We start from the raw sequence: 18,346 nt of genomic DNA on the forward strand, positions 1-18,346 counted from the left end.
GTCCGGGCACTATTTAAAGCAGGGGCGCTACGCGCGTAGAGCGGCCCCTTTCCCGAGGAGAGTGCGCCATCGACGCGTCCAGCAGCCCTCCGCTCACCGCCCCGTCGACAGTCGCGGTAGAGCTCGCGGGCATCACCAAGCGATTCCCCGGTGTCGTCGCCAACCACGACATCCACCTGACCGTCCGCAAGGGCACCGTGCACGCCCTCGTCGGCGAGAACGGCGCCGGCAAGTCGACCCTGATGAAGATCCTCTACGGCATGCAGAAGCCGGACGAGGGCACCATCGCGGTCGACGGCGAGCAGGTGAGCTTCTCCAGCCCCGCCGACGCCATCGCGCGCGGCATCGGCATGGTCCACCAGCACTTCATGCTCGCGGACAACCTGACCGTCCTGGAGAACGTGGCGCTCGGCAGCGAGAAGCTGTACGGCATCGGCGGCGGCGCCCGCAAGAAGATCAAGGAGATCTCCGACCGCTACGGCCTCGGCGTACGCCCCGACGCCCTGGTCGAGGACCTCGGTGTCGCCGACCGCCAGCGCGTGGAGATCCTCAAGGTCCTCTACCGCGGCGCCCGCCACCTCATCCTCGACGAGCCGACCGCCGTCCTGGTCCCGCAGGAGGTCGACGCCCTCTTCGCCAACCTGCGCGAACTGAAGTCCGAGGGCCTCTCCGTCATCTTCATCTCCCACAAGCTGGGCGAGGTCCTGTCGGTGGCCGACGAGATCACCGTCATCCGGCGCGGGACGACCGTCGGCACGGCCGTACCCGCCGAGACGAGCCCCCGTCAGCTCGCCGAGATGATGGTCGGCAGCGAACTGCCCACCCCGGAGACGGCCGAGTCGACGGTCACCGACCAGCCCGTCATCAAGGTCGAGAACCTCACCGTCTACGCCGGCGGCGGCGCCTCCCTGGGCGTGGAGGCCGAGCCCGTGGGCCCCGGCTCCCTGGTCGAGGCGCCCGGCGTGGTCAAGAAGGTCCTCGACGACGTCACCTTCACCATCCACGCCGGCGAGGTCATGGGCATCGCCGGCGTCGAGGGCAACGGCCAGACGGAACTGATCGACGCCCTGATCGGCACCAAGAACGCCGACTCCGGCACCATCGCCTTCCTCGGCGAGGACATCACCCCCTGGCCGACCCGCAGGCGCCGCGAGTCCGGCGTCGGCTACATCCCCGAGGACCGCCACCGCCAGGGCCTGCTCCTGGAGGCCCCCCTCTGGGAGAACCGCATCCTCGGCCACGTCACCGAGACCCCCAACGCCAAGGGCTTCTGGCTCAACCCCAAGGGCGCGCAGGCCGACACCCGCCGGATCGTCGAGGAGTACGACGTCCGCACCCCCGGCATCGACGTCACCGCCGCCTCCCTCTCCGGCGGCAACCAGCAGAAGCTGATCGTCGGCCGCGAGATGAGCCACAACCCCAAGTTCCTGATCGCCGCCCACCCCACCCGCGGTGTGGACGTCGGCGCGCAGGCGCAGATCTGGGACCGCATCCGCGAGGCCCGCCGCGAAGGCCTGGCCGTGCTGCTGATCTCCGCCGACCTGGACGAGCTGATCGGCCTGTCGGACACCCTCCGGGTGATCTACGACGGCAGGCTGGTCGCCGACGCCGACCCGGCGACCGTCACCCCCGAGGAACTCGGCTCGGCCATGACCGGCGCCGCGTCCGGGCACCTCGAGCACGTCGAAGAAGAAGCCGCCCCGGAGGACGAGGCCCGATGAAGAAGTTCGACAAGGAGCGCCTGCTCCTCGCGGTGGCCGGCCCGGTCATCGCGCTGGTCTCGGCGATCCTGCTGACGTCGGTCGTCCTGATCGCCTCCGGCAAGAACCCGTTCGAGCCGTACCGGCTGATGCTGGAGCAGGTCCCCTACTCCGACGTCCAGGTCCTGATCGTCAACCAGGCCTCGCTGTACTACGTCGCCGCCCTCGCGGTCGCCCTCGGCTTCCGGATGAACCTGTTCAACATCGGCGTCGACGGCCAGTACCGCCTCGCCGCGATGATGACCGCGGTGGTCGGCGCCCACGTGGCGCTGCCGTCCTTCCTCCAGATCCCGCTGCTGCTCCTCGTCGGCGCGCTCACCGGCGCCTTCTGGGCGGGCATCGCGGGCGTCCTGAAGGTCACCCGGGGCGTCAGCGAGGTCGTCGCGACGATCATGCTCAACGCGATCGCGACCAGCCTCATCGGCTACCTCACCCTCCGCGAGAACTTCGGCGTCCTGGTCGGCGACAACGTCACCACCGGCATCATGAAGGAATCCGGCTGGGTGCCCGGCATCGACCTGGGCCAGGACGTCGGCGAGATCTACGGCCTGGTCTTCCTCGCCGTCGCCCTCGGCATCGGCTACTGGATCGTCCTCAACCGCACCCGCTTCGGCTTCGACCTGCGCGCCACCGGCGAGTCCGAGACGGCCGCCGCCGCCTCCGGCGTCAACGCCAAGCGCATGGTCCTCACCGCGATGCTGATCTCCGGCGCCGTCGCCGGCCTGTCCGGTCTGCCGCTGCTGCTCGGCTCCGCGCACACCTACAGCCTCAGCTTCCCGGCCGGCCTCGGCTTCACCGCCATCGGCATCGCCCTGCTCGGCCGCAACAACCCGGGCGGCATCGCGCTCGCCGCCCTGCTGTGGGCCTTCCTGGAGAAGACCTCGCCCGCCCTCGACTACGCGACCCCGGTGGCGTACGAGAAGGAGATCGCCACGATCATGCAGGGCCTGATCGTCTTCGCGGTCGTCATCTCCTACGAGGCCGTGCGCCAGTGGGGTCTGCGCCGCCAGCAGAAGCGGGTCGGCGCCGAACTGGCCGAGGCCACCGACAACAACGCCAAGAAGGAGGTGGCGGCCTGATGTCCACCGCGACCATCGCCAAGCCGCAGGCGAAGCAGCCCGGCAAGGGCGGCCGCCGCATGTCTCTCCCGGTACTCCTGCTGGTCATCGCGGGCGTGCTGGTCCTGACCTCGATCGTCCGCCTGATCTCGGGCGCGGACGGCATCACCTCGACCGGCCAGATGTCCACCGCGCTGCGCCTCGCCGTGCCGATCGGCCTCGCCGGCCTCGGCGGCCTGTGGGCCGAGCGCGCGGGCGTCGTCAACATCGGCCTCGAGGGCATGATGATCCTCGGCACCTGGTTCGGCGCCTGGGCCGGCTACCAGTGGGGTCCCTGGACCGGTGTCGCCTTCGGCATCATCGGCGGCGCGCTCGGCGCCGTCCTGCACGCCGTCGCCACCGTCACCTTCAACGTCAACCACATCGTCTCCGGCGTGGCGCTGAACATCCTGGCGCTGGGCACCACCCGCTACCTGTCGAAGTTCACCTTCGAGGACGCCCCGCAGGGTTCCTCCAAGCAGTCCCCGCCGATCGAGTCGCTGGGCACCTTCGACATCCCCGGCCTGTCCGGCTGGCTGGAGACCCTCAACGGCAAGCACTGGTTCCTGGTCTCCGACATCGCCGGTCTGGTCGGCGGCGTGGTCACCAACCTCTCCCCGCTGACCGTCGTCGCGGTGGCGCTCGTCCCCGCCACCTGGTGGGTGCTGTGGCGGACCGCCTTCGGCCTGCGCCTGCGCTCCTGCGGTGAGAACCCGGTGGCCGCCGAGTCCCTCGGCGTCAACGTCTACAAGTACAAGTACATCGCCGTGATCGTCTCGGGCGGTTTCGCCGGCCTCGGCGGCGCCTTCCTGTCGATCGTCGCCTCGAACGTGTACCTCGACGGCCAGACCGCGGGCCGCGGCTACATCGGCCTCGCCGCGATGATCTTCGGCAACTGGATGCCGGGCGGCCTCGCCCTCGGCGCCGGCCTGTTCGGCTACACCGACAGCCTCAACCTGCGCGGCGGCACCACCAACGTGCACGCCCTGATCCTGCTCCTCGCGATCCTGCTGGTGTTCGGCGCGGCCTACCTGGCCTGGAAGAAGAAGTACGTCTCCGCCGTCGTCACCGCGGTGATCTCGGCCGTGATGTTCTTCTGGTACACCAGCGTGGACGAGGTGCCGCGCCAGGTCGTCTCGGCGGCCCCGTACATCGTGACGCTGCTGGTGCTGTCGCTCTCCGCGCAACGCCTGCGCATGCCCAAGGCCGACGGTCTGCCCTATCGCAAGGGGCAGGGCAAGTGACCCCGGCCGCCGCCGGCGTCGACTGGGACGTCCTGCGCGAGCTGGCCCGCGAGGCCATGAGCCACGCGTACGCCCCCTACTCGGGGTACCCGGTCGGCGTGGCGGCCCTGGTCGACGACGGCCGTACCGTCTCCGGCTGCAACGTCGAGAACGCCTCCTACGGCATCGGCCTGTGCGCCGAGTGCGGGCTGGTCTCGGAGCTGCAGCGCACCGGCGGCGGCCGGCTCACGCACTTCACCTGCGTGGACGGCCGGGGCGAGATCCTCGTCCCGTGCGGCCGCTGCCGCCAGCTGCTCTACGAGTTCGGCGGACCGGACCTGCTGCTGGAGACGCCGGCCGGGATCCTGCCGCTGGCGGAGATGCTCCCGCAGGCCTTCGGCCCGGACCACCTCACCAAGTGACTCCCGTGCGGCCCCTCCGACTCGCGTGAACCGGGCGGAGGGGCCGCACACTTTTCACGCACCGTCTTCTGCACCTCGGAAGTTCTGCACCTCGGAAGGAAATCCATGGCCATGGACGCCATCTCCGTCATCCGCACCAAGCGGGACCGCGGCGAACTCGGCGACGAACAGATCGACTGGGTCATCGACGCGTACACCCGTGGCGAGGTCGCCGACGAGCAGATGTCCGCGCTCGCCATGGCGATCCTGCTCAACGGCATGAACCGCCGCGAGATCGCCCGCTGGACGGCAGCGATGATCGCCTCCGGCGAGCGCATGGACTTCTCGTCCCTGTCCCGCCCCACCGCCGACAAGCACTCCACGGGCGGCGTCGGCGACAAGATCACCCTCCCGCTGGCCCCCCTGGTGGCCGCCTGCGGCGCGGCGGTCCCGCAGCTCTCGGGCCGCGGCCTCGGCCACACCGGCGGCACCCTCGACAAGCTCGAGTCCATCCCCGGCTGGCGCGCCCTGCTCTCCAACGAGGAGATGCTGCACGTCCTCGGCACCACCGGCGCCGTGATCTGCGCGGCGGGCGACGGCCTGGCCCCCGCCGACAAGAAGCTGTACGCCCTGCGCGACGTCACCGGCACGGTCGAGGCGATCCCCCTGATCGCCTCCTCGATCATGTCGAAGAAGATCGCCGAGGGAACGGGCTCCCTCGTCCTGGACGTGAAGGTCGGGACCGGCGCCTTCATGAAGACCATCGAGGACGCACGCGAGCTGGCCTCCACGATGGTGGGCCTCGGCACCGACCACGGCGTCCGGACGGTCGCCCTCCTCACCGACATGTCCACCCCCCTCGGCCTGACCGCGGGCAACGCCCTGGAGGTCCGCGAGTCGGTCGAGGTCCTGGCGGGCGGCGGCCCGGCCGACGTCGTCGAACTCACCCTGGCGCTGGCCCGCGAGATGCTGGACGCGGCCGGTCTGGGCGACGCCGACCCGGCGAAGGCCCTGGCCGACGGCTCCGCGATGGACGCCTGGCGCCGCATGATCACCGCCCAGGGCGGCGACCCCGACGCCCCCCTGCCCACCGCCCGGGAACAGCACGTCGTCAGGGCCCCGGCCACCGGCGTCCTCACCCGCCTGGACGCCTACGGCGTCGGAGTCGCCGCCTGGCGTCTGGGCGCGGGCCGCGCCCGCAAGGAGGACCCGGTGCAGGCGGGCGCCGGCATCGAACTCCACGCCAAGCCCGGCGACACGATCACCGAGGGCCAGCCCCTGCTGACCCTCCACACCGACACCCCCGAGCGGTTCGCCTACGCCCTGGAGGCGGTGGCGGGTTCCTACGACATCGCCGCGGCGGGAACGCCGTACACGGCGTCGCCGGTGGTGCTGGAGCGCATCGCCTGAGCCCTTCAGCCCTTCAGCCCGTCCGGCGTTAGAGGACGAGGCCGTTCAGGCCGAAGCAGGGGTCTGGGGTCTGGGGTCTGGGGGCTGGGGGCGGCAGCCCCCGGACGGGACGGGAAGGGGCGGCGGGGGCGAAAGAACCGCCCGGGCCGCCCCCGACGCCCCTCACGCGAACGCGCCCCCCTCGCCGAAGACAGCCGCGGCGAACCGCTCACCCATCCGCAGATGCGTCGCCGCGTCCGGGTGCAGCTGGTCGGGCAGCGGGAACTCCTCGACGTCCCGCTCCCCGTACAGCTCCCGCCCGTCGAGGTGGTGCAGCTCCGGATCGTCGGCGGCCCGCTCCCCGACGATCCGCGCCAGCTCCTCCCGGACGACCCGCAGGGTCAGCTTCCCGCCGGGCACCTCCGCCGCGTCCCCCAGGGGAACGAACCGCAGCACCCCCTTCTCCAGCCCCCGCATGTCCGGAGCGGTGGGACCGGGCGTGTCCTCGTGCATCGGGCACAGGATGGGCGACACGACCAGCAGCGGCGTGTCGGGATGCCCCTCCCGCACGGTGTCGAGGAACCCGTGCACGGCGGGCCCGAAGGCCCGCAGCCGCATCAGATCCGTGTTGACGAGATTGATACCGATCTTGACGCTGATCAGATCGGCCGGAGTGTCCCGCAGCGCCCGCGCGACGAACGGGTCGAGCAGGGCGCTCCCGCCCAGCCCGAGGTTGATCAGCTCCACCCCGCCGAGCCCGGCGGCGTGCGCGGGCCAGATGCGGGTGGGGCTCGCGCCGTCCGAGCCGTGGCTGATCGAACTGCCGTGGTGCAGCCAGACCCGGCGGTCCGGAGCGCCCGCCGGCTCCACGGGGGCGTCGGTGCGCAGGGCGACGAGTTCGGTGGTCTCGTTGTGCGGCAGCCAGATCTCGACCTTCTTGACGCCCTCGGGCAGGTCCGTGAAGCGGAGTGTGCCGGGGCGGCCGGGGCGGCGTTCGAAGGTCCCCGCGGCCATGTCGACGGTCAGGACGTGACCGGCCGGCACGGTGCCCTGGCCCACCAGGCGTCCGTCGACGACCAGGTCGTACACGCCGTCCGGCCGGGGCGGCGCGCCCACGTAGTCCCGCTTGGTGGGCAGCGTGTCCAGTTCGACGGCGGTGGCCCGGGTGCGGAAGACCAGCCGGACGCCGGACGGCTGGGACTCGGCCATGGCCAGCTGCCCGTCGGCGCACTGGGCGCGGGCCCGTGCGGGCAGCCGGTGCGGCAGCAGACCGTGTTCGGTGCGCTCGGTCTCCAGGGCCCCGCGCAGGAGGTCGTCGGTGAGGGGGGTGGTGATCCAGTGGGTATCGGAAGACATCGCTTCATCCTGCGTTTCGACGGGTCGTGGGGGAGGGGTCCGGGCCGGGCCAGTTGCGCAGCAGCGCGTCGAGGGCGTCGAGGATGCGGGACCAGGACTCCTGGGAGTCGGGCGCGCTGTGGCTGAAGCCACCGGCCTGCTCGAGGCTGACGTAGCCGTGGAAGACGCTGCCGAGCAGCCGCACGGCGTGCGTCTGGTCGGGTTCGGTGAGGTCGTAGCCGCGCAGGATGGCCCGGGTCATCTCGGAGTGCCGCGCCCCGGCGCTCGCCGCGGCGGCCTGAGGGGTGAGCCGGAACTGGGCGGCGGCATAGCGGCCGGGGTGGTCGTGGGCGTAGTCGCGGTAGACGTCGGCCAGGGCGGTGAGGGCGTCCTTGCCGGAACGGCCAGCCAGCGCGGCGGAGCCCCGGTCGGCCAGTTCCTCCAGGGCCAGCAGCGCGATCCGCGTCTTCAGGTCGTGCGAGTTGCGCACGTGCGAGTACAGGCTCGCGACCTTGACGTCGAACCGGCGGGCCAGCGCCGAGACGGTCACCTGGTCGAAGCCGACCTCGTCGGCCATCTCCGCGCCCGCCCGGGTCAGCCGCTCCGGGGTCAGGCCTGCACGCGCCATGACAGTTCTCCACGTCCTCTCGCCAGAAACCTGACACTATTCTGCATCTGGCTAAAGGGTTTAGGCAAACAGGTGCATGGCGTAGTTCGATGAGGCGATGAGTTGTACGCGCCCGCCCGGTCTACCCCCCGTGGACGCGACGACACCCCCCGTACTCACCCTGACCGGCCCCGTCACCCGCAGCCGGGTGGCAGAGCTCTGCGACGACCTGCGGCTTCTGATGGAGGGCACCGCGGGCACCGACGGCATAGCGGGCACCGAGGGCACGGCGGGCACCGCGGGCGCCGTGGTCGTCTGCGACGCGGAGGGGCTCGGGACGCCGGGGCTCATGGCCGTCGACCTGCTGGCGCGGCTCCGGCTGACGGCCGGCCGGGGCGGGGGGCGCATACGCCTGCGCGCCCCCGACCCGGCGCTACTCGCCCTGCTCGACCTGGTCGGGCTCCGCTTCGAGGTGGAGAGGAAGCCCGAACAGCGGGAACCACCGCTGGGTGTCGAGGAAGAAGTGGAATCCGGTGAGGCGGCCGTCTGAGATCTCCAGCACCTGCACCGCCCAGGGCGTGTACCCGCCCTTCTCCGGGTCCGGCTTGTACTGCGCGAACCCCGGCAGGCCGTTGACCTGGACCGGCAGCAGGCGTGAACCCTCGCAGGCCGAGCCGATCGTGGTCATGAAGCCCGCTATGTCGTCGTGGCCGGTCAGCCAGAGGTCGAACGGCGGCATCGTCATGACGGCGTCCTCGTGGAGGAGGGCCGTCAGCGCCGACATGTCGTACCCCTCGAAGGCCGCCACATAGCGCTCCAGGAGTTTTCGCTGCTCCTCGTCCAACGGGTCGGAGACCGCCGCGTCCGCGGCGGAGTCGGCGCGCTCGGCGAGGGTCGCGCGGGCCCGCTGGAGCGCGCTGTTCACCGAGGCGACCGAGGTCTCCAGCAGCTCGGCGACCTCGCTCGCCCGCCACGCCAGCACCTCGCGCAGGATCAGCACGGCCCGCTGCTTGGGCGGCAGTTGCTGGAGCGCGGCCATGAACGCCAGCCGCACCGACTCCTTGGCGACGGCCGCCTCCGCCGGGTCCTGCACCGTGGGCAGCACGCGCGCGTCGGGCACGGGCTCCAGCCAGGTGTGGTCCGGGCGGGGGCAGAGCGCGGCCCGGGCGAGCGGCGTGGACTCGGAGAGGTCCATCGGGCGGGCCCGCTTGCCGGCCGCGGACAGCATGTCCAGGCAGACGTTGGTCGCGATGCGGTACAGCCAGGACCGCAGCGAGGAACGGCCCTCGAACCTGTCGTAACTCCGCCAGGCACGCACCAGGGTGTCCTGCACCGCGTCCTCCGCCTCGAAGGAGGAACCGAGCATGCGGTAGCAGTACCCCGTCAGCTCGACCCGGTGTCTCTCCAGCCTGGCGTCGAGGTCCTCCACCGTCGCCGTACTGTCGCTCATCGTCGTCCACCCGCCCCTGTGGCCGTTCTGTCACGCGCCTGTGCGCCCCAGTACTTCGGAAGCTACCGCAGCCCACTGACAACGGCCCCTCGAGCCGGCGAAACCCCAGCTCGGAGCAGGGATGGTGAGGCGAATGCCGGGGAGTGCCCAAACGCGCGGACCTCAGTGCGCGGCGGCCAGGGGCTGCCGGCGCGCCGCCCGCGAACCGAACACCGTGATCGTCACGACGCCGACCACCGCCAGGACGCCCACGCCCACCGTGCCGGCCCAGCCGCCCGCGTGGAACGCCGTCGCGCCGACCGTGCTGCCCGCGCTGGAACCGATGTAGTACGCGGACTGGTAGAGCGCCGAGGCCTGCGCGCGGCCCGTCGTCGCCGTCTTGTCGACCGCCGAGGAGGCCACCGCGTGCCCCGCGAAGAAGCCCGCCGTGATCAGCACCAGGCCCAGCAGGACCAGCGGGAGCGAGTCGGCGAGGGAAACCAGCAGACCGGTGGCCGTCGTACCGCCCGCCAGGTACAGGGCCCCGCGCCGGCCCAGGCGGCCGACCAGGCGGCCCGCCGTCGACGCGGACACCGTGCCCACCAGGTAGACGAGGAAGATCGAGCCGACGATGCCCTGCGGCAGCGAGAACGGCCCCTCGGTCAGCCGGTAGCCGATGACCGTGTACACGCCGCCGAAGACGGTCATGAACAGCGCGCCGATCGCGTACAGACGGCGCAGCAGCGGATCGGCCAGGTGATCGCGGACCGTACGGGCCAGCACCCGCAGGCGCAGCGAACCGGGCGTGAAGTGCCGCGGCGCCGGCAGCAGCAGGCGGAACGCGACCGCGCAGACCACCGCGACCGCGCCGATCACCGCGACCGCGACCCGCCAGCCCCACTCCTGGGCGACCCAGCCGGTGATGACCCGGCCGCTCATCCCGCCGACGCTGTTGCCCGCCACGAACAGGCCGATCGCCGTGACCAGGGCCCGCGGACGGACCTCCTCGGCGAGATAGGCGGTGGCGGACGCCGGCAGACCGGCCAGCGCCGCTCCCTGCAGACCGCGCAGCACCACCAGGGCGCCCAGCGACGGCGCGAAGGGGACCAGCAGCCCCAGGCCGACGGCGACCGCCAGCGATCCGGTCATCACCGTACGGCGGCCGTAGCGCTCCGACAGGGCGCTCATCGGCAGGACGAACAGGGCCAGCCCGCCGGTCGCCGCCGCCACCGTCCAGCTCGCGTCGCTCGCCGCGACCCCGAACTCACCGGAGATCAGCGGCAGCAGCGCCTGCGTGGAGTACAGCAGGGCGAAGGTCGCCACCCCGGCCAGGAACAGGGCGAAACTCATCCGGCGATAACCGGGGCCACCCGGAGCCATGCGCGGGTCGGAGGAGGGAGCGGAGGCGGAGGAGGGAGCGGCGGAGGCGGCGGGAACGGTCGCGACGGCGCCCACGGTGGTGGACGCCCCGGTACTGGCGGGAGACATGCCTCGAACCTACGGACCGCCCCGCTCATCCGTCCAATGCACGGAAACCCCATAATCGTTCCCATGGCGCATCAGCAGAGGTCACAGGGGCAGCTGTCACCGTCCGGTGACACAGAAGACATCGTCACGCTGCTCGCCCCGCGGCTCGCGTACTTCGCGGGCGTCGCCCGCACCGAGCACGTCACGCGAGCCGCGCAGGAGATGCAGGTCCCGCAGTCGACCCTGTCGCGCGCCATGGTCCGCCTCGAACAGGACCTCGGCGTCGACCTCTTCGCCCGCCGCGGCCGCACCGTCTCCCTCACCCCCGCCGGCCGCACCTTCCTCACCTCCGTCGAACGCGCCCTCGCCGAGGTCGAGCGCGCCGCCGACGAGGTGCGCGCCGACGCCGACGCGGCCACCGGCAAGGTCGCCTTCGGCTTCCTGCACACCATGGGCGCCGAGACCGTCCCCGGCCTGATCCACGCCTTCCGCGCGGACCATCCCCGCGTCCGCTTCAGCCTGGTCCAGAACTACGGCGAGGCGATGCTGGAGCGGCTGCGCGCCGGCGAACTGGACCTGTGCCTGACCTCGCCGGTGCCGGACGCCCCCGACCTCGTCGCCCGCCGCCTCGACGAACAGAAACTGCGCCTGGTCGTGCCCGCCGACCACCGCCTCGCCACCCGCCGGCGCGTCCGCCTCGCCGAGGCCGCCGACGAGACCTTCGTGACCCTGGAAGCCGGCTACGGCCTGCGCCGCATCACCGACGACCTCTGCCAGGAGGCCGGCTTCCGCCCGCGGATCGCCTTCGAGGGCGAGGAGGCGGAGACCCTGCGCGGCCTGGTGGCCGCGGGCCTGGGCGTGGCGCTGCTGCCGCCCCCCGCCGTCCCCCGCCCCGGCGTGGTCGAACTGACGGTCACCGCCCCCAGGGCGGCCCGCGAGATCGGGGTGGCCTGGCTGGACGGCCACCCCGACACCCCGCCGGTGGCGGCCTTCAAGAAGTTCCTGCTGTCGCGGAGGGGCAACCTGCTGCCGTAGCCGTGGGCCGACGCCCTCGCCGAGCCCGGCGGCGCCCGCTCCCTACCGCCGCAGCGACCGCCCGAACCCCGAGGCCAGCGGCATCCGCAGCCCCAGCGGCGGCGGGGCGGCGAACGCGTCCTCGACCGGCCGGGAGAAATCCTTCCCGAACAGCGCCCCCATCACGAAGTCCTCGCACAGGCAGAGCACTTCGGCGCGGTGCTGGTGCAACCCGTGGCCGTCCGAGTGCACTTCGAACCGGCACACGTCCCGGTTCGCCTTCTTCGCCCGCGCCGCCAGCCGGAACGACAGCTCCGGGTCGGTCCGTTCGTCATTGGTGCCGTGCACGATCAGCACCCGCCGCCCCGCCAGCTGCTTCACCGGTTCGGGCGGTACCGCCACGTCCTCCTCGGGCAGCCAGGGAGCGACGGCCAGTACGGAGTTGACGGCCTCGTGACCGCCCGCGCGCAGCGCCGCCCGTCCGCCCATGTCGAAGCCGGCCAGACACACGGGGACGTCCCCGTAGCGCCGTACGGTCTCGTCGGCGGCCCAGGAGGCGTCGGCGGCCAGATGGGCCTCGCTGCCGTTCCAGCCGCGGTAGCGGTACCGCACGACGTGCACGGCCAGGCCCTCCTCCCGTCCCGCGCGGGCTAGTTTGCGCCCGAGGGCGCGGACGGAGGCGGTCGGCCACAGGGGCGAGGGTCTGCGGCCGGAGACTTCCTCGCCGCCGGGGAGCAGCAGTACCGCCCCGCTCACCGCCCGCGGCTCCGGACCGCTGACCCTCCCCAGGCTGGCCGACCGAAGCGGCGTCGCTTGCTGTCCCATGACAGAACATTCTCAGAAGCCCCGGTGTACTCCACCCGGCCGTGCGGTCACCGTTGCGTATCGACCGAGTTGTCCGCCGGGCGGTCTACGCGCGTAGGAGTTAGAGTGCGGAAATGACGAGCCAGAGCATCCAGAAGGGCGCCGCCCCCAGTCCGGAGCAGATCCGCCGGGCGCCCAAGGTTCTGCTGCACGACCATCTCGACGGCGGCCTGCGGCCCGGCACCGTCGTCGACCTCGCCCGGGACGCCGGGTACACCCGCCTCCCCGAGACCGACCCCGACAAGCTCGGCATCTGGTTCCGGGAAGCCGCCGACTCCGGTTCCCTGGAAAGGTACTTGGAGACCTTTTCCCACACCGTCGCCGTCATGCAGACCCGCGAGGCGCTGGTCCGGGTCGCCCGTGAGTGCGCCGAGGACCTCGCCGAGGACGGCGTCGTCTACGCCGAGGTGCGGTACGCGCCCGAGCAGCACCTCGACGGCGGTCTGACCCTCGAAGAGGTCGTCGAGGCCGTCGACGAGGGCTTCCGGGAGGGCGAGCGGCTCGCCCGCGCGAACGGCCACCGGATCCGCGTCGGCGCCCTGCTCACCGCGATGCGGCACGCCGCCCGCGCGCTGGAGATCGCCGAACTCGCCAACCGCTACCGGGACCTGGGTGTCGTCGGCTTCGACATCGCCGGCGCGGAGGCGGGCTACCCGCCCACCCGGCACCTCGACGCCTTCGAGTACCTCAAGCGCGAGAACAACCACTTCACCATCCACGCCGGCGAGGCCTTCGGGCTGCCGTCGATCTGGCAGGCCCTCCAGTGGTGCGGCGCGGACCGGCTCGGACACGGCGTCCGCATCATCGACGACATCGAGATCGCCGGGGACGGCTCGGTGAAGCTCGGACGGCTCGCCTCGTACGTCCGCGACAAGCGCATCCCGTTGGAGCTGTGCCCCAGTTCCAACCTCCAGACCGGGGCCGCCGCCTCGTACGCCGAGCACCCGATCGGGCTGCTGCGGCGGCTGCACTTCCGGGCCACGGTGAACACCGACAACCGGCTGATGTCCGGCACCAGCATGAGCCTGGAATTCGAGCACCTTGTCGACGCGTTCGGTTATACGCTCGACGATCTCCAGTGGTTCTCCGTCAATGCTATGAAGTCAGCATTCATTCCTTTCGATGAACGGCTGGCCATGATCAATGACGTGATCAAGCCCGGTTACGCAGAACTGAAGTCCGAATGGCTTTTCCGGCAGACCGCATCCACCAGCGGTTCTTCCCGCGAAGAAGGCTGAGCGCCCGCCTTTTCGGGCTTTTCGCGGGGACGGGTCTTCACGATCCGTCCGCATTTCGATGTTTGCGGTGACCGGTATCCCGTGTTTACGGTCATGGACCGCTCAGTCACCCGTATTTCGAGGACGCATTCATCATGAAGCAGTCTGCTGTCAAGACCCTCGGTGTCGCCGCCCTCGGCGCTGCCTTCGCCGCCGCCGGTGCGGGCGCCGCCAACGCCGCGCCGGCCGTCCCGGACGCCGCCCGGACCCTGGACGGTGTCACCAGGACGCTGCCGGCGGAGAACGTCGCCCAGGCCCTGCCGGTCGCCGGGGACGCGCTGACACAGGCCCAGCCGGCGCTGGGTGCGGGTCTGACCGCCGCCCAGCCCGTCGCCGCACAGCTCCTCGCCCAGGGTCCCACCGCCCCCGTCGCGGGTCTGCTCGGCGGTCTGCCGCTCCAGGGCCTGCCCACGCACGGGCTGCCGGTGAACGGGATCCCGCTGGGCTGAACCAGCCCCGCCCGCACGCCGTCGGGGCGCATCCGGTTTCCCGGGGGCGCCCCGACGGCATGTGCGCTCACCAGGCCGTGCGGGCTTTGTCCTCGGAGGGAAGGAAGATCCACAGCGCTATGTAGAGCAGGAACTGCGGGCCCGGCAGGAGGCAGGAGAGCAGGAAGGCCACGCGCATGGTCGTGGCCGACGTACCGAAGCGGCGGGCCAGCGCGGCGCACACTCCGCCGATCATGCGGCCGTGGGTGGGGCGGGCGAGGCTGCTGGACATCTGCGGCTCCTTCGTGAGCGTCGGTCCGGGGCGGGCTCTGGTCGACCGCCCCCGGTGAACACAACGCTACGAAGACGAAGCGGATGAAACGTCGCTCTACGGGGCGATCCCGACCCTGGGAATCGTCGGGGTCAGACCCTGAGCCGGCTCCTCCGGGCCCGCGCCGCGCAGCCCTTGCCGCGCACCGCGGTGGCGCAGCCGGGACCGGGCCGCCGGGACCAGCGCCACGTGCGCCAGCGCCACGCCCGTCGCGTTCAGCAGCACCGAGTCGATGTCGACCGCGCGGCCGGGCACGCCCGTCTGGAGCAGGGCGATCGCCAGGGACAGCAGGGCGCCCGCCGTGACCGTGCGGACCAGGGAGGCCAGCGGGGAGACGGCCGGCCTGCCGTGCGCCAGCGGGAGGAGGACGCCGAGGGGGGCCAGCAGGGCCAGGTCCTCACCGATGCGGCGGGCCGCCTCGGACGCGCCCAGCCTCAGGTCCGCCCGGATGCCCGCGAAGGGATGCAGGTTGGTCGGCATCACCCAGGGGACGTCCAGTGGGCGCAGCGTGAGCCAGGCGACGAACAGGAGATGTGCGACCAGGAGGACACTCCCGGCCGCACGGATGCGGATCACGGCGCTGCCGCCGATGCCTTGACGCTGCACGTTCCCCTAGACGCGGAAGGCGGCGGGATCGGTTCCGGGGCGGGAGGGGCGTGCGTCACGCCGTCCGGCGTCAGCTGTTCGAGGCGTCCGCCGACGGGGGTTCCGCCGAGCCGGGGCGGGAGCGGACCTCGTCGGTGCACTCGTAGCGGCGGGGGCGTTCCGGCGCGGGGCCGCCCAGCACCACCGAGCCGTCGCCCTCCGCCGCCGCCGAGTCGGAGAAGGTGCACACCAGCTGGGCCAGGGCGTACGACGTGAGAGCGCCGGGGGAGGTGCTCAGGCGCAGGGTGTCGTCGGCGTCCCCGGGAGCCGGGCCGCTCACCTTCATGCCGCCGCGCACGTCCGTGCTGTAGCCGGCCTCCTTCTCGGCGGCGGACGGCGACTCGGCCAGTTCGTCCAGGAGGCCCTGGGCCACCAGGACCCGGCGTCCGGAGTCCGTCGTACCGTCGGGCACCCGCAGGGCGCGGTCCACGGCCACCAGGGACGAGCCGCACAGGAGGAACACCCGGACCGGGACGCCCCTCGCGGTCTGGGTCGTCACCTCGGGTTCGGCGAGGGAGCAGCGCACCCGTGAGGGTGCGGGGCCGAAGTCGGTCGGCACCTCCGTGGCCCGGATCCCGCAGCCGGTGAGCAGCCCGGCGAGCAGGGGAAGGGCGAGCAGAGGGCGTACACGGCGCCTCTTCATGAGGTTCATGAGGCGTCCCCCTTGTCCTTCTCGGATCGTTCCGCCAGTTCCGAAGCGTCCCGTGGCAGGTACAGGGTGAACACCGCGCCGCCCTCGGGGGAGTTGGCGGCGGTGATCCTGCCGCGGTGGATGTGGGCGTTCTCCAGGGCGATGGACAGGCCCAGGCCGCTGCCCTCGGAGCGGGGGCGGGAGGCGCTCGCCTTGTAGAAGCGGTCGAAGACGTGCGGGAGGACGTCCTCGGGGATGCCGGGGCCGTGGTCCTGGACGGCGATGACGACCTCGTCCTGCGACTCCCGGATCGAGACGCGTACCGGCGAGCCGCCGTGCTTGAGGGCGTTGCCGATCAGGTTGGCCATGATCACGTCGAGGCGGCGCGGGTCGAGGCGGGCGTGGATGCCGCGCTCGGAGTCCAGTTCCACCGCGTCGAGCCAGGCGCGTGCGTCGATGCAGTGGGTGATTTGGTCGGCGACGTCGACGTCGTCCAGGACCAGGCGGGCCGTTCCGGCGTCGAAGCGGGTGACCTCCATCAGGTTCTCGACCAGGTCACCGAGGCGCCGGGTCTCGCTGACGACGAGGCGGACCGCCGGTTCGATCATCGGGTCGATGCTGCCGGACTCCGCGTCCAGTTCCTCTTCCAGCACCTCCGTGACGGCGGTGATCGCGGTGAGCGGGGTGCGCAGTTCGTGGCTCATGTCCGCGACGAAGCGGCGGGACGCGTCGTCGCGGGCCGCCATGTCCGCCACCCGCTTCTCCAGGGCCTCGGCCGTTCTGTTGAAGGTGCGTGACAGATCGGCCAGTTCGTCGGTGCCCGAGACCTGCAGCCGGGTGTCCAGCTTGCCCTCGCCGAGGCGCCGGGCGGCCACCCCGAGGCGGTGCACCGGCTTCAGCACGGTCGTGGCGGCGGCCTGCGCGAGCAGCGCCGCGCCGATCAGTGCGAGGCCGGTGGCGATCCCCAGCGACCAGGCGAGGGAGTTGAGGTCCTTGGCCTCCGGCTCGAGCGACTTGCGCATGTAGCCGGTCGGGCCGCCGCCGATCACCTTCGTGCCGGCCATCAGGTACGGCGTGCCGTGGTCGACCACCCGCTGCCAGTACAGGTGGTACGGCGACTTGTTGCCGGAGGCGGCGTCCTGCTTCTTGCCGACGGCCGTGCGCAGCGACTCGGGCACGGCCTCCAGGGAGAAGCCGTTCAGGCCCCCGGAGTTGCCGTACACGGTCGTGCCGTTGGCGTCCTCGCCGACGAGCAGCACGCTGAAGCGCTGGCTGCTGTTGGCCATCTGCCCGGCGGTGTGCTGGAGTTCGTCCTGCGACGGGTGCTCGGGAAGCGAGCCCGCCCGGTTCTGCATCTCCTGCTCGAAGTCCCGCAGCACCGCGCCCTGGGTACGCGTGAGCACGGCCTCGCGGTTGAGCCAGTAGGCGATGCCCGAGGCGGACACCGCGGCGGTCAGTGCCACCGCCCCGAAGACCACGACGAGCCGCAGCCGCAGGCTGGTGAACCGCAGCCGTGAAAGATGTCCCTTGCGCGCCGCGGACCAGCCGCGGACCCCCCCTTGCGCTCGTGTCACTGAGGGGTGTCCAGGCGGTAGCCGACTCCGCGCACGGTGCGGATGAGCGTCGGGGAGGACGGGACGTCCTCGACCTTGGCGCGCAGGCGCTGGACACACGCGTCCACCAGCCGTGAGTCGCCCAGGTAGTCGTGCTCCCAGACCAGCCGCAGCAACTGCTGCCGGGACAGTGCCTGTCCGGGGCGGCGGCTCAGCTCCAGCAGCAGCCGCAGCTCGGTCGGGGTGAGCTGGAGGTCCTCGCCGTTCTTCGTCACCGTCATCGCCGCACGGTCGATGACGAGGCTGCCGAAGGTCGCGGCGTCGTTCGACTCGCGCTCCCCGCGCCGCAGCACGGCCCGGATCCGGGCGTCGAGGACCCGCCCCTGCACCGGTTTGACGACGTAGTCGTCGGCGCCGGACTCCAGCCCCACCACCACGTCGATGTCGTCGTTGCGCGCGGTGAGCAGAATGATCGGCAGCTGGTCGGTGCGCCGGATACGGCGGCACACCTCGAACCCGTCGATGCCTGGCAGCATCACGTCCAGCACGATCAGATCCGGCCGCTGCTCGCGCAGCAGCTTCAGACCGTCCTCACCGCTCGCAGCGGTCGCCACCCGGTGTCCCTGGCGCGTCAGTGAGAGCTCCAGGGCCGTACGGATGGCGTCGTCGTCCTCGATCAGCAACAGGGAAGGCACAGGCTCATTCTGGCCCATGGAGGGCTGTCGTTCGACCCGTGGTCCGGGCTCGGGTGCCGCAGGTGCGCGGTTTCCGCGCCGCGCGCGGCGCGCGGCGGCTCGCCGGGCACCCCGCGAGCGCCGGTACGGAGGCCGGGCCCCGGTCCGCCGGCGGCCCGCGGACCTGCCTGTTCGAACGATTCCGGGCAGCGCGCCGGGCG

Annotated in this window: 19 protein-coding genes; 9 read left to right on the plus strand and 10 right to left on the minus strand. The window is 72.0% G+C overall.

Annotated features, from left to right (window positions below; translation table 11 throughout):
- Window positions 1-68 precede the first annotated feature (68 nt).
- The 5 genes from ACIP5W_RS01115 (at window position 69) to ACIP5W_RS01135 (ending at window position 5,891) form a co-directional block, all read left to right on the plus strand.
- The gene (locus tag ACIP5W_RS01115) at window positions 69-1,721 is read left to right on the plus strand and encodes an ABC transporter ATP-binding protein (protein WP_401465629.1); all 1,653 of its coding nucleotides are present in this window, start codon (window positions 69-71) and stop codon (window positions 1,719-1,721) included.
- The gene (locus ACIP5W_RS01120) at window positions 1,718-2,839 is read left to right on the plus strand and encodes an ABC transporter permease (protein WP_401464773.1); all 1,122 of its coding nucleotides are present in this window, start codon (window positions 1,718-1,720) and stop codon (window positions 2,837-2,839) included. The genes ACIP5W_RS01115 and ACIP5W_RS01120 overlap by 4 nt, the downstream gene beginning before the upstream one ends.
- Window positions 2,839-4,101, plus strand: coding sequence for an ABC transporter permease (locus tag ACIP5W_RS01125; RefSeq protein ID WP_401464776.1), 1,263 nt, complete (start codon window positions 2,839-2,841; stop codon window positions 4,099-4,101). The genes ACIP5W_RS01120 and ACIP5W_RS01125 overlap by 1 nt, the downstream gene beginning before the upstream one ends.
- A complete protein-coding gene (locus ACIP5W_RS01130) occupies window positions 4,098-4,502 on the plus strand; it encodes a cytidine deaminase (protein WP_401464779.1) in 405 nt (134 codons plus the stop codon). The genes ACIP5W_RS01125 and ACIP5W_RS01130 overlap by 4 nt, the downstream gene beginning before the upstream one ends.
- Before the next feature lie 111 nt (window positions 4,503-4,613).
- On the plus strand, window positions 4,614-5,891 hold the full coding sequence (locus ACIP5W_RS01135; RefSeq protein ID WP_401464782.1) for a thymidine phosphorylase: 1,278 nt from the start codon (window positions 4,614-4,616) through the stop codon (window positions 5,889-5,891).
- A 162-nt stretch (window positions 5,892-6,053) separates the two neighbouring features.
- Here the strand turns inward: ACIP5W_RS01135 and ACIP5W_RS01140 are convergent, their stop codons facing one another.
- Together ACIP5W_RS01140 and ACIP5W_RS01145 are read right to left on the minus strand one after the other, a co-directional pair.
- The gene (locus ACIP5W_RS01140; RefSeq protein ID WP_401464785.1) at window positions 6,054-7,226 is read right to left on the minus strand and encodes a lipase; all 1,173 of its coding nucleotides are present in this window, start codon (window positions 7,224-7,226) and stop codon (window positions 6,054-6,056) included.
- 4 nt (window positions 7,227-7,230) lie between these two features.
- Entirely contained in the window at window positions 7,231-7,833 is a 603-nt protein-coding gene (locus tag ACIP5W_RS01145; protein ID WP_401464788.1) for a TetR/AcrR family transcriptional regulator, read from the minus strand.
- A 97-nt stretch (window positions 7,834-7,930) separates the two neighbouring features.
- On the opposite strand from ACIP5W_RS01145, the gene ACIP5W_RS01150 reads away from it, so the two are divergent.
- Window positions 7,931-8,362, plus strand: a complete 432-nt coding sequence (locus ACIP5W_RS01150) for an STAS domain-containing protein (protein ID WP_401464791.1) — start codon at window positions 7,931-7,933, stop codon at window positions 8,360-8,362.
- On the opposite strand, the gene ACIP5W_RS01155 is transcribed toward ACIP5W_RS01150, so the two are convergent.
- Together ACIP5W_RS01155 and ACIP5W_RS01160 are read right to left on the minus strand one after the other, a co-directional pair.
- On the minus strand, window positions 8,246-9,262 hold the full coding sequence (locus tag ACIP5W_RS01155) for a sigma-70 family RNA polymerase sigma factor (RefSeq protein ID WP_401464794.1): 1,017 nt from the start codon (window positions 9,260-9,262) through the stop codon (window positions 8,246-8,248). The two genes, ACIP5W_RS01150 and ACIP5W_RS01155, sit on opposite strands and share 117 nt — an antisense overlap.
- Before the next feature lie 162 nt (window positions 9,263-9,424).
- Window positions 9,425-10,729 (minus strand): MFS transporter, encoded by a 1,305-nt coding sequence (locus ACIP5W_RS01160; protein WP_401464797.1) that lies wholly within the window; start codon window positions 10,727-10,729, stop codon window positions 9,425-9,427.
- A 63-nt stretch (window positions 10,730-10,792) separates the two neighbouring features.
- Between ACIP5W_RS01160 and ACIP5W_RS01165 the strand changes: the two genes are divergently transcribed.
- Window positions 10,793-11,743, plus strand: a complete 951-nt coding sequence (locus tag ACIP5W_RS01165; RefSeq protein ID WP_401464800.1) for a LysR substrate-binding domain-containing protein — start codon at window positions 10,793-10,795, stop codon at window positions 11,741-11,743.
- A 42-nt stretch (window positions 11,744-11,785) separates the two neighbouring features.
- On the opposite strand, the gene ACIP5W_RS01170 is transcribed toward ACIP5W_RS01165, so the two are convergent.
- Entirely contained in the window at window positions 11,786-12,547 is a 762-nt protein-coding gene (locus tag ACIP5W_RS01170; protein WP_401464803.1) for an alpha/beta hydrolase, read from the minus strand.
- Window positions 12,548-12,660: 113 nt separating this feature from the next.
- Between ACIP5W_RS01170 and ACIP5W_RS01175 the strand changes: the two genes are divergently transcribed.
- Entirely contained in the window at window positions 12,661-13,824 is a 1,164-nt protein-coding gene (locus ACIP5W_RS01175) for an adenosine deaminase (RefSeq protein ID WP_401464806.1), read from the plus strand.
- A gap of 134 nt (window positions 13,825-13,958) precedes the next feature.
- A complete protein-coding gene (locus ACIP5W_RS01180; protein ID WP_401464809.1) occupies window positions 13,959-14,312 on the plus strand; it encodes an ATP-binding protein in 354 nt (117 codons plus the stop codon).
- Window positions 14,313-14,379: 67 nt separating this feature from the next.
- On the opposite strand, the gene ACIP5W_RS01185 is transcribed toward ACIP5W_RS01180, so the two are convergent.
- From ACIP5W_RS01185 to afsQ1, 5 genes are all read right to left on the minus strand, one after another.
- Complete coding sequence (locus ACIP5W_RS01185) at window positions 14,380-14,583, minus strand: PspC domain-containing protein (protein ID WP_401464812.1); 204 nt, start codon at window positions 14,581-14,583, stop codon at window positions 14,380-14,382.
- Window positions 14,584-14,679: 96 nt separating this feature from the next.
- Entirely contained in the window at window positions 14,680-15,228 is a 549-nt protein-coding gene (locus tag ACIP5W_RS01190) for a VanZ family protein (RefSeq protein WP_401464815.1), read from the minus strand.
- Window positions 15,229-15,298: 70 nt separating this feature from the next.
- Window positions 15,299-15,910, minus strand: coding sequence for a hypothetical protein (locus ACIP5W_RS01195; protein WP_401465631.1), 612 nt, complete (start codon window positions 15,908-15,910; stop codon window positions 15,299-15,301).
- Window positions 15,911-15,915: 5 nt separating this feature from the next.
- Entirely contained in the window at window positions 15,916-17,472 is a 1,557-nt protein-coding gene (locus ACIP5W_RS01200) for a sensor histidine kinase (protein ID WP_401464818.1), read from the minus strand.
- Entirely contained in the window at window positions 17,469-18,146 is a 678-nt protein-coding gene (afsQ1, locus tag ACIP5W_RS01205; protein WP_401464821.1) for a two-component system response regulator AfsQ1, read from the minus strand. The genes ACIP5W_RS01200 and afsQ1 overlap by 4 nt, the downstream gene beginning before the upstream one ends.
- Between the last annotated feature and the right edge of the window lie 200 nt (window positions 18,147-18,346).

This window comes from Streptomyces sp. NPDC088766 (genome assembly GCF_044750845.1).
Lineage (GTDB): Bacteria > Actinomycetota > Actinomycetes > Streptomycetales > Streptomycetaceae > Streptomyces.

What these genes read in the sequence shown, in the direction of transcription:
- ACIP5W_RS01120 (WP_401464773.1), top strand. Translation starts at nt 1,718, where the DNA reads ATGAAGAAGTTCGACAAGGAGCGCCTGCTCCTCGCGGTGGCCGGCCCG.
- ACIP5W_RS01125 (WP_401464776.1), top strand. Translation starts at nt 2,839, where the DNA reads ATGTCCACCGCGACCATCGCCAAGCCGCAGGCGAAGCAGCCCGGCAAG.
- ACIP5W_RS01135 (WP_401464782.1), top strand. Translation starts at nt 4,614, where the DNA reads ATGGACGCCATCTCCGTCATCCGCACCAAGCGGGACCGCGGCGAACTC.
- ACIP5W_RS01140 (WP_401464785.1), bottom strand. Translation starts at nt 7,226, where the DNA reads ATGTCTTCCGATACCCACTGGATCACCACCCCCCTCACCGACGACCTC.
- ACIP5W_RS01145 (WP_401464788.1), bottom strand. Translation starts at nt 7,833, where the DNA reads ATGGCGCGTGCAGGCCTGACCCCGGAGCGGCTGACCCGGGCGGGCGCG.
- ACIP5W_RS01150 (WP_401464791.1), top strand. Translation starts at nt 7,931, where the DNA reads ATGAGTTGTACGCGCCCGCCCGGTCTACCCCCCGTGGACGCGACGACA.
- ACIP5W_RS01155 (WP_401464794.1), bottom strand. Translation starts at nt 9,262, where the DNA reads ATGAGCGACAGTACGGCGACGGTGGAGGACCTCGACGCCAGGCTGGAG.
- ACIP5W_RS01160 (WP_401464797.1), bottom strand. Translation starts at nt 10,729, where the DNA reads ATGTCTCCCGCCAGTACCGGGGCGTCCACCACCGTGGGCGCCGTCGCG.
- ACIP5W_RS01165 (WP_401464800.1), top strand. Translation starts at nt 10,793, where the DNA reads ATGGCGCATCAGCAGAGGTCACAGGGGCAGCTGTCACCGTCCGGTGAC.
- ACIP5W_RS01170 (WP_401464803.1), bottom strand. Translation starts at nt 12,547, where the DNA reads ATGGGACAGCAAGCGACGCCGCTTCGGTCGGCCAGCCTGGGGAGGGTC.
- ACIP5W_RS01175 (WP_401464806.1), top strand. Translation starts at nt 12,661, where the DNA reads ATGACGAGCCAGAGCATCCAGAAGGGCGCCGCCCCCAGTCCGGAGCAG.
- ACIP5W_RS01180 (WP_401464809.1), top strand. Translation starts at nt 13,959, where the DNA reads ATGAAGCAGTCTGCTGTCAAGACCCTCGGTGTCGCCGCCCTCGGCGCT.
- ACIP5W_RS01185 (WP_401464812.1), bottom strand. Translation starts at nt 14,583, where the DNA reads ATGTCCAGCAGCCTCGCCCGCCCCACCCACGGCCGCATGATCGGCGGA.
- ACIP5W_RS01195 (WP_401465631.1), bottom strand. Translation starts at nt 15,910, where the DNA reads ATGAAGAGGCGCCGTGTACGCCCTCTGCTCGCCCTTCCCCTGCTCGCC.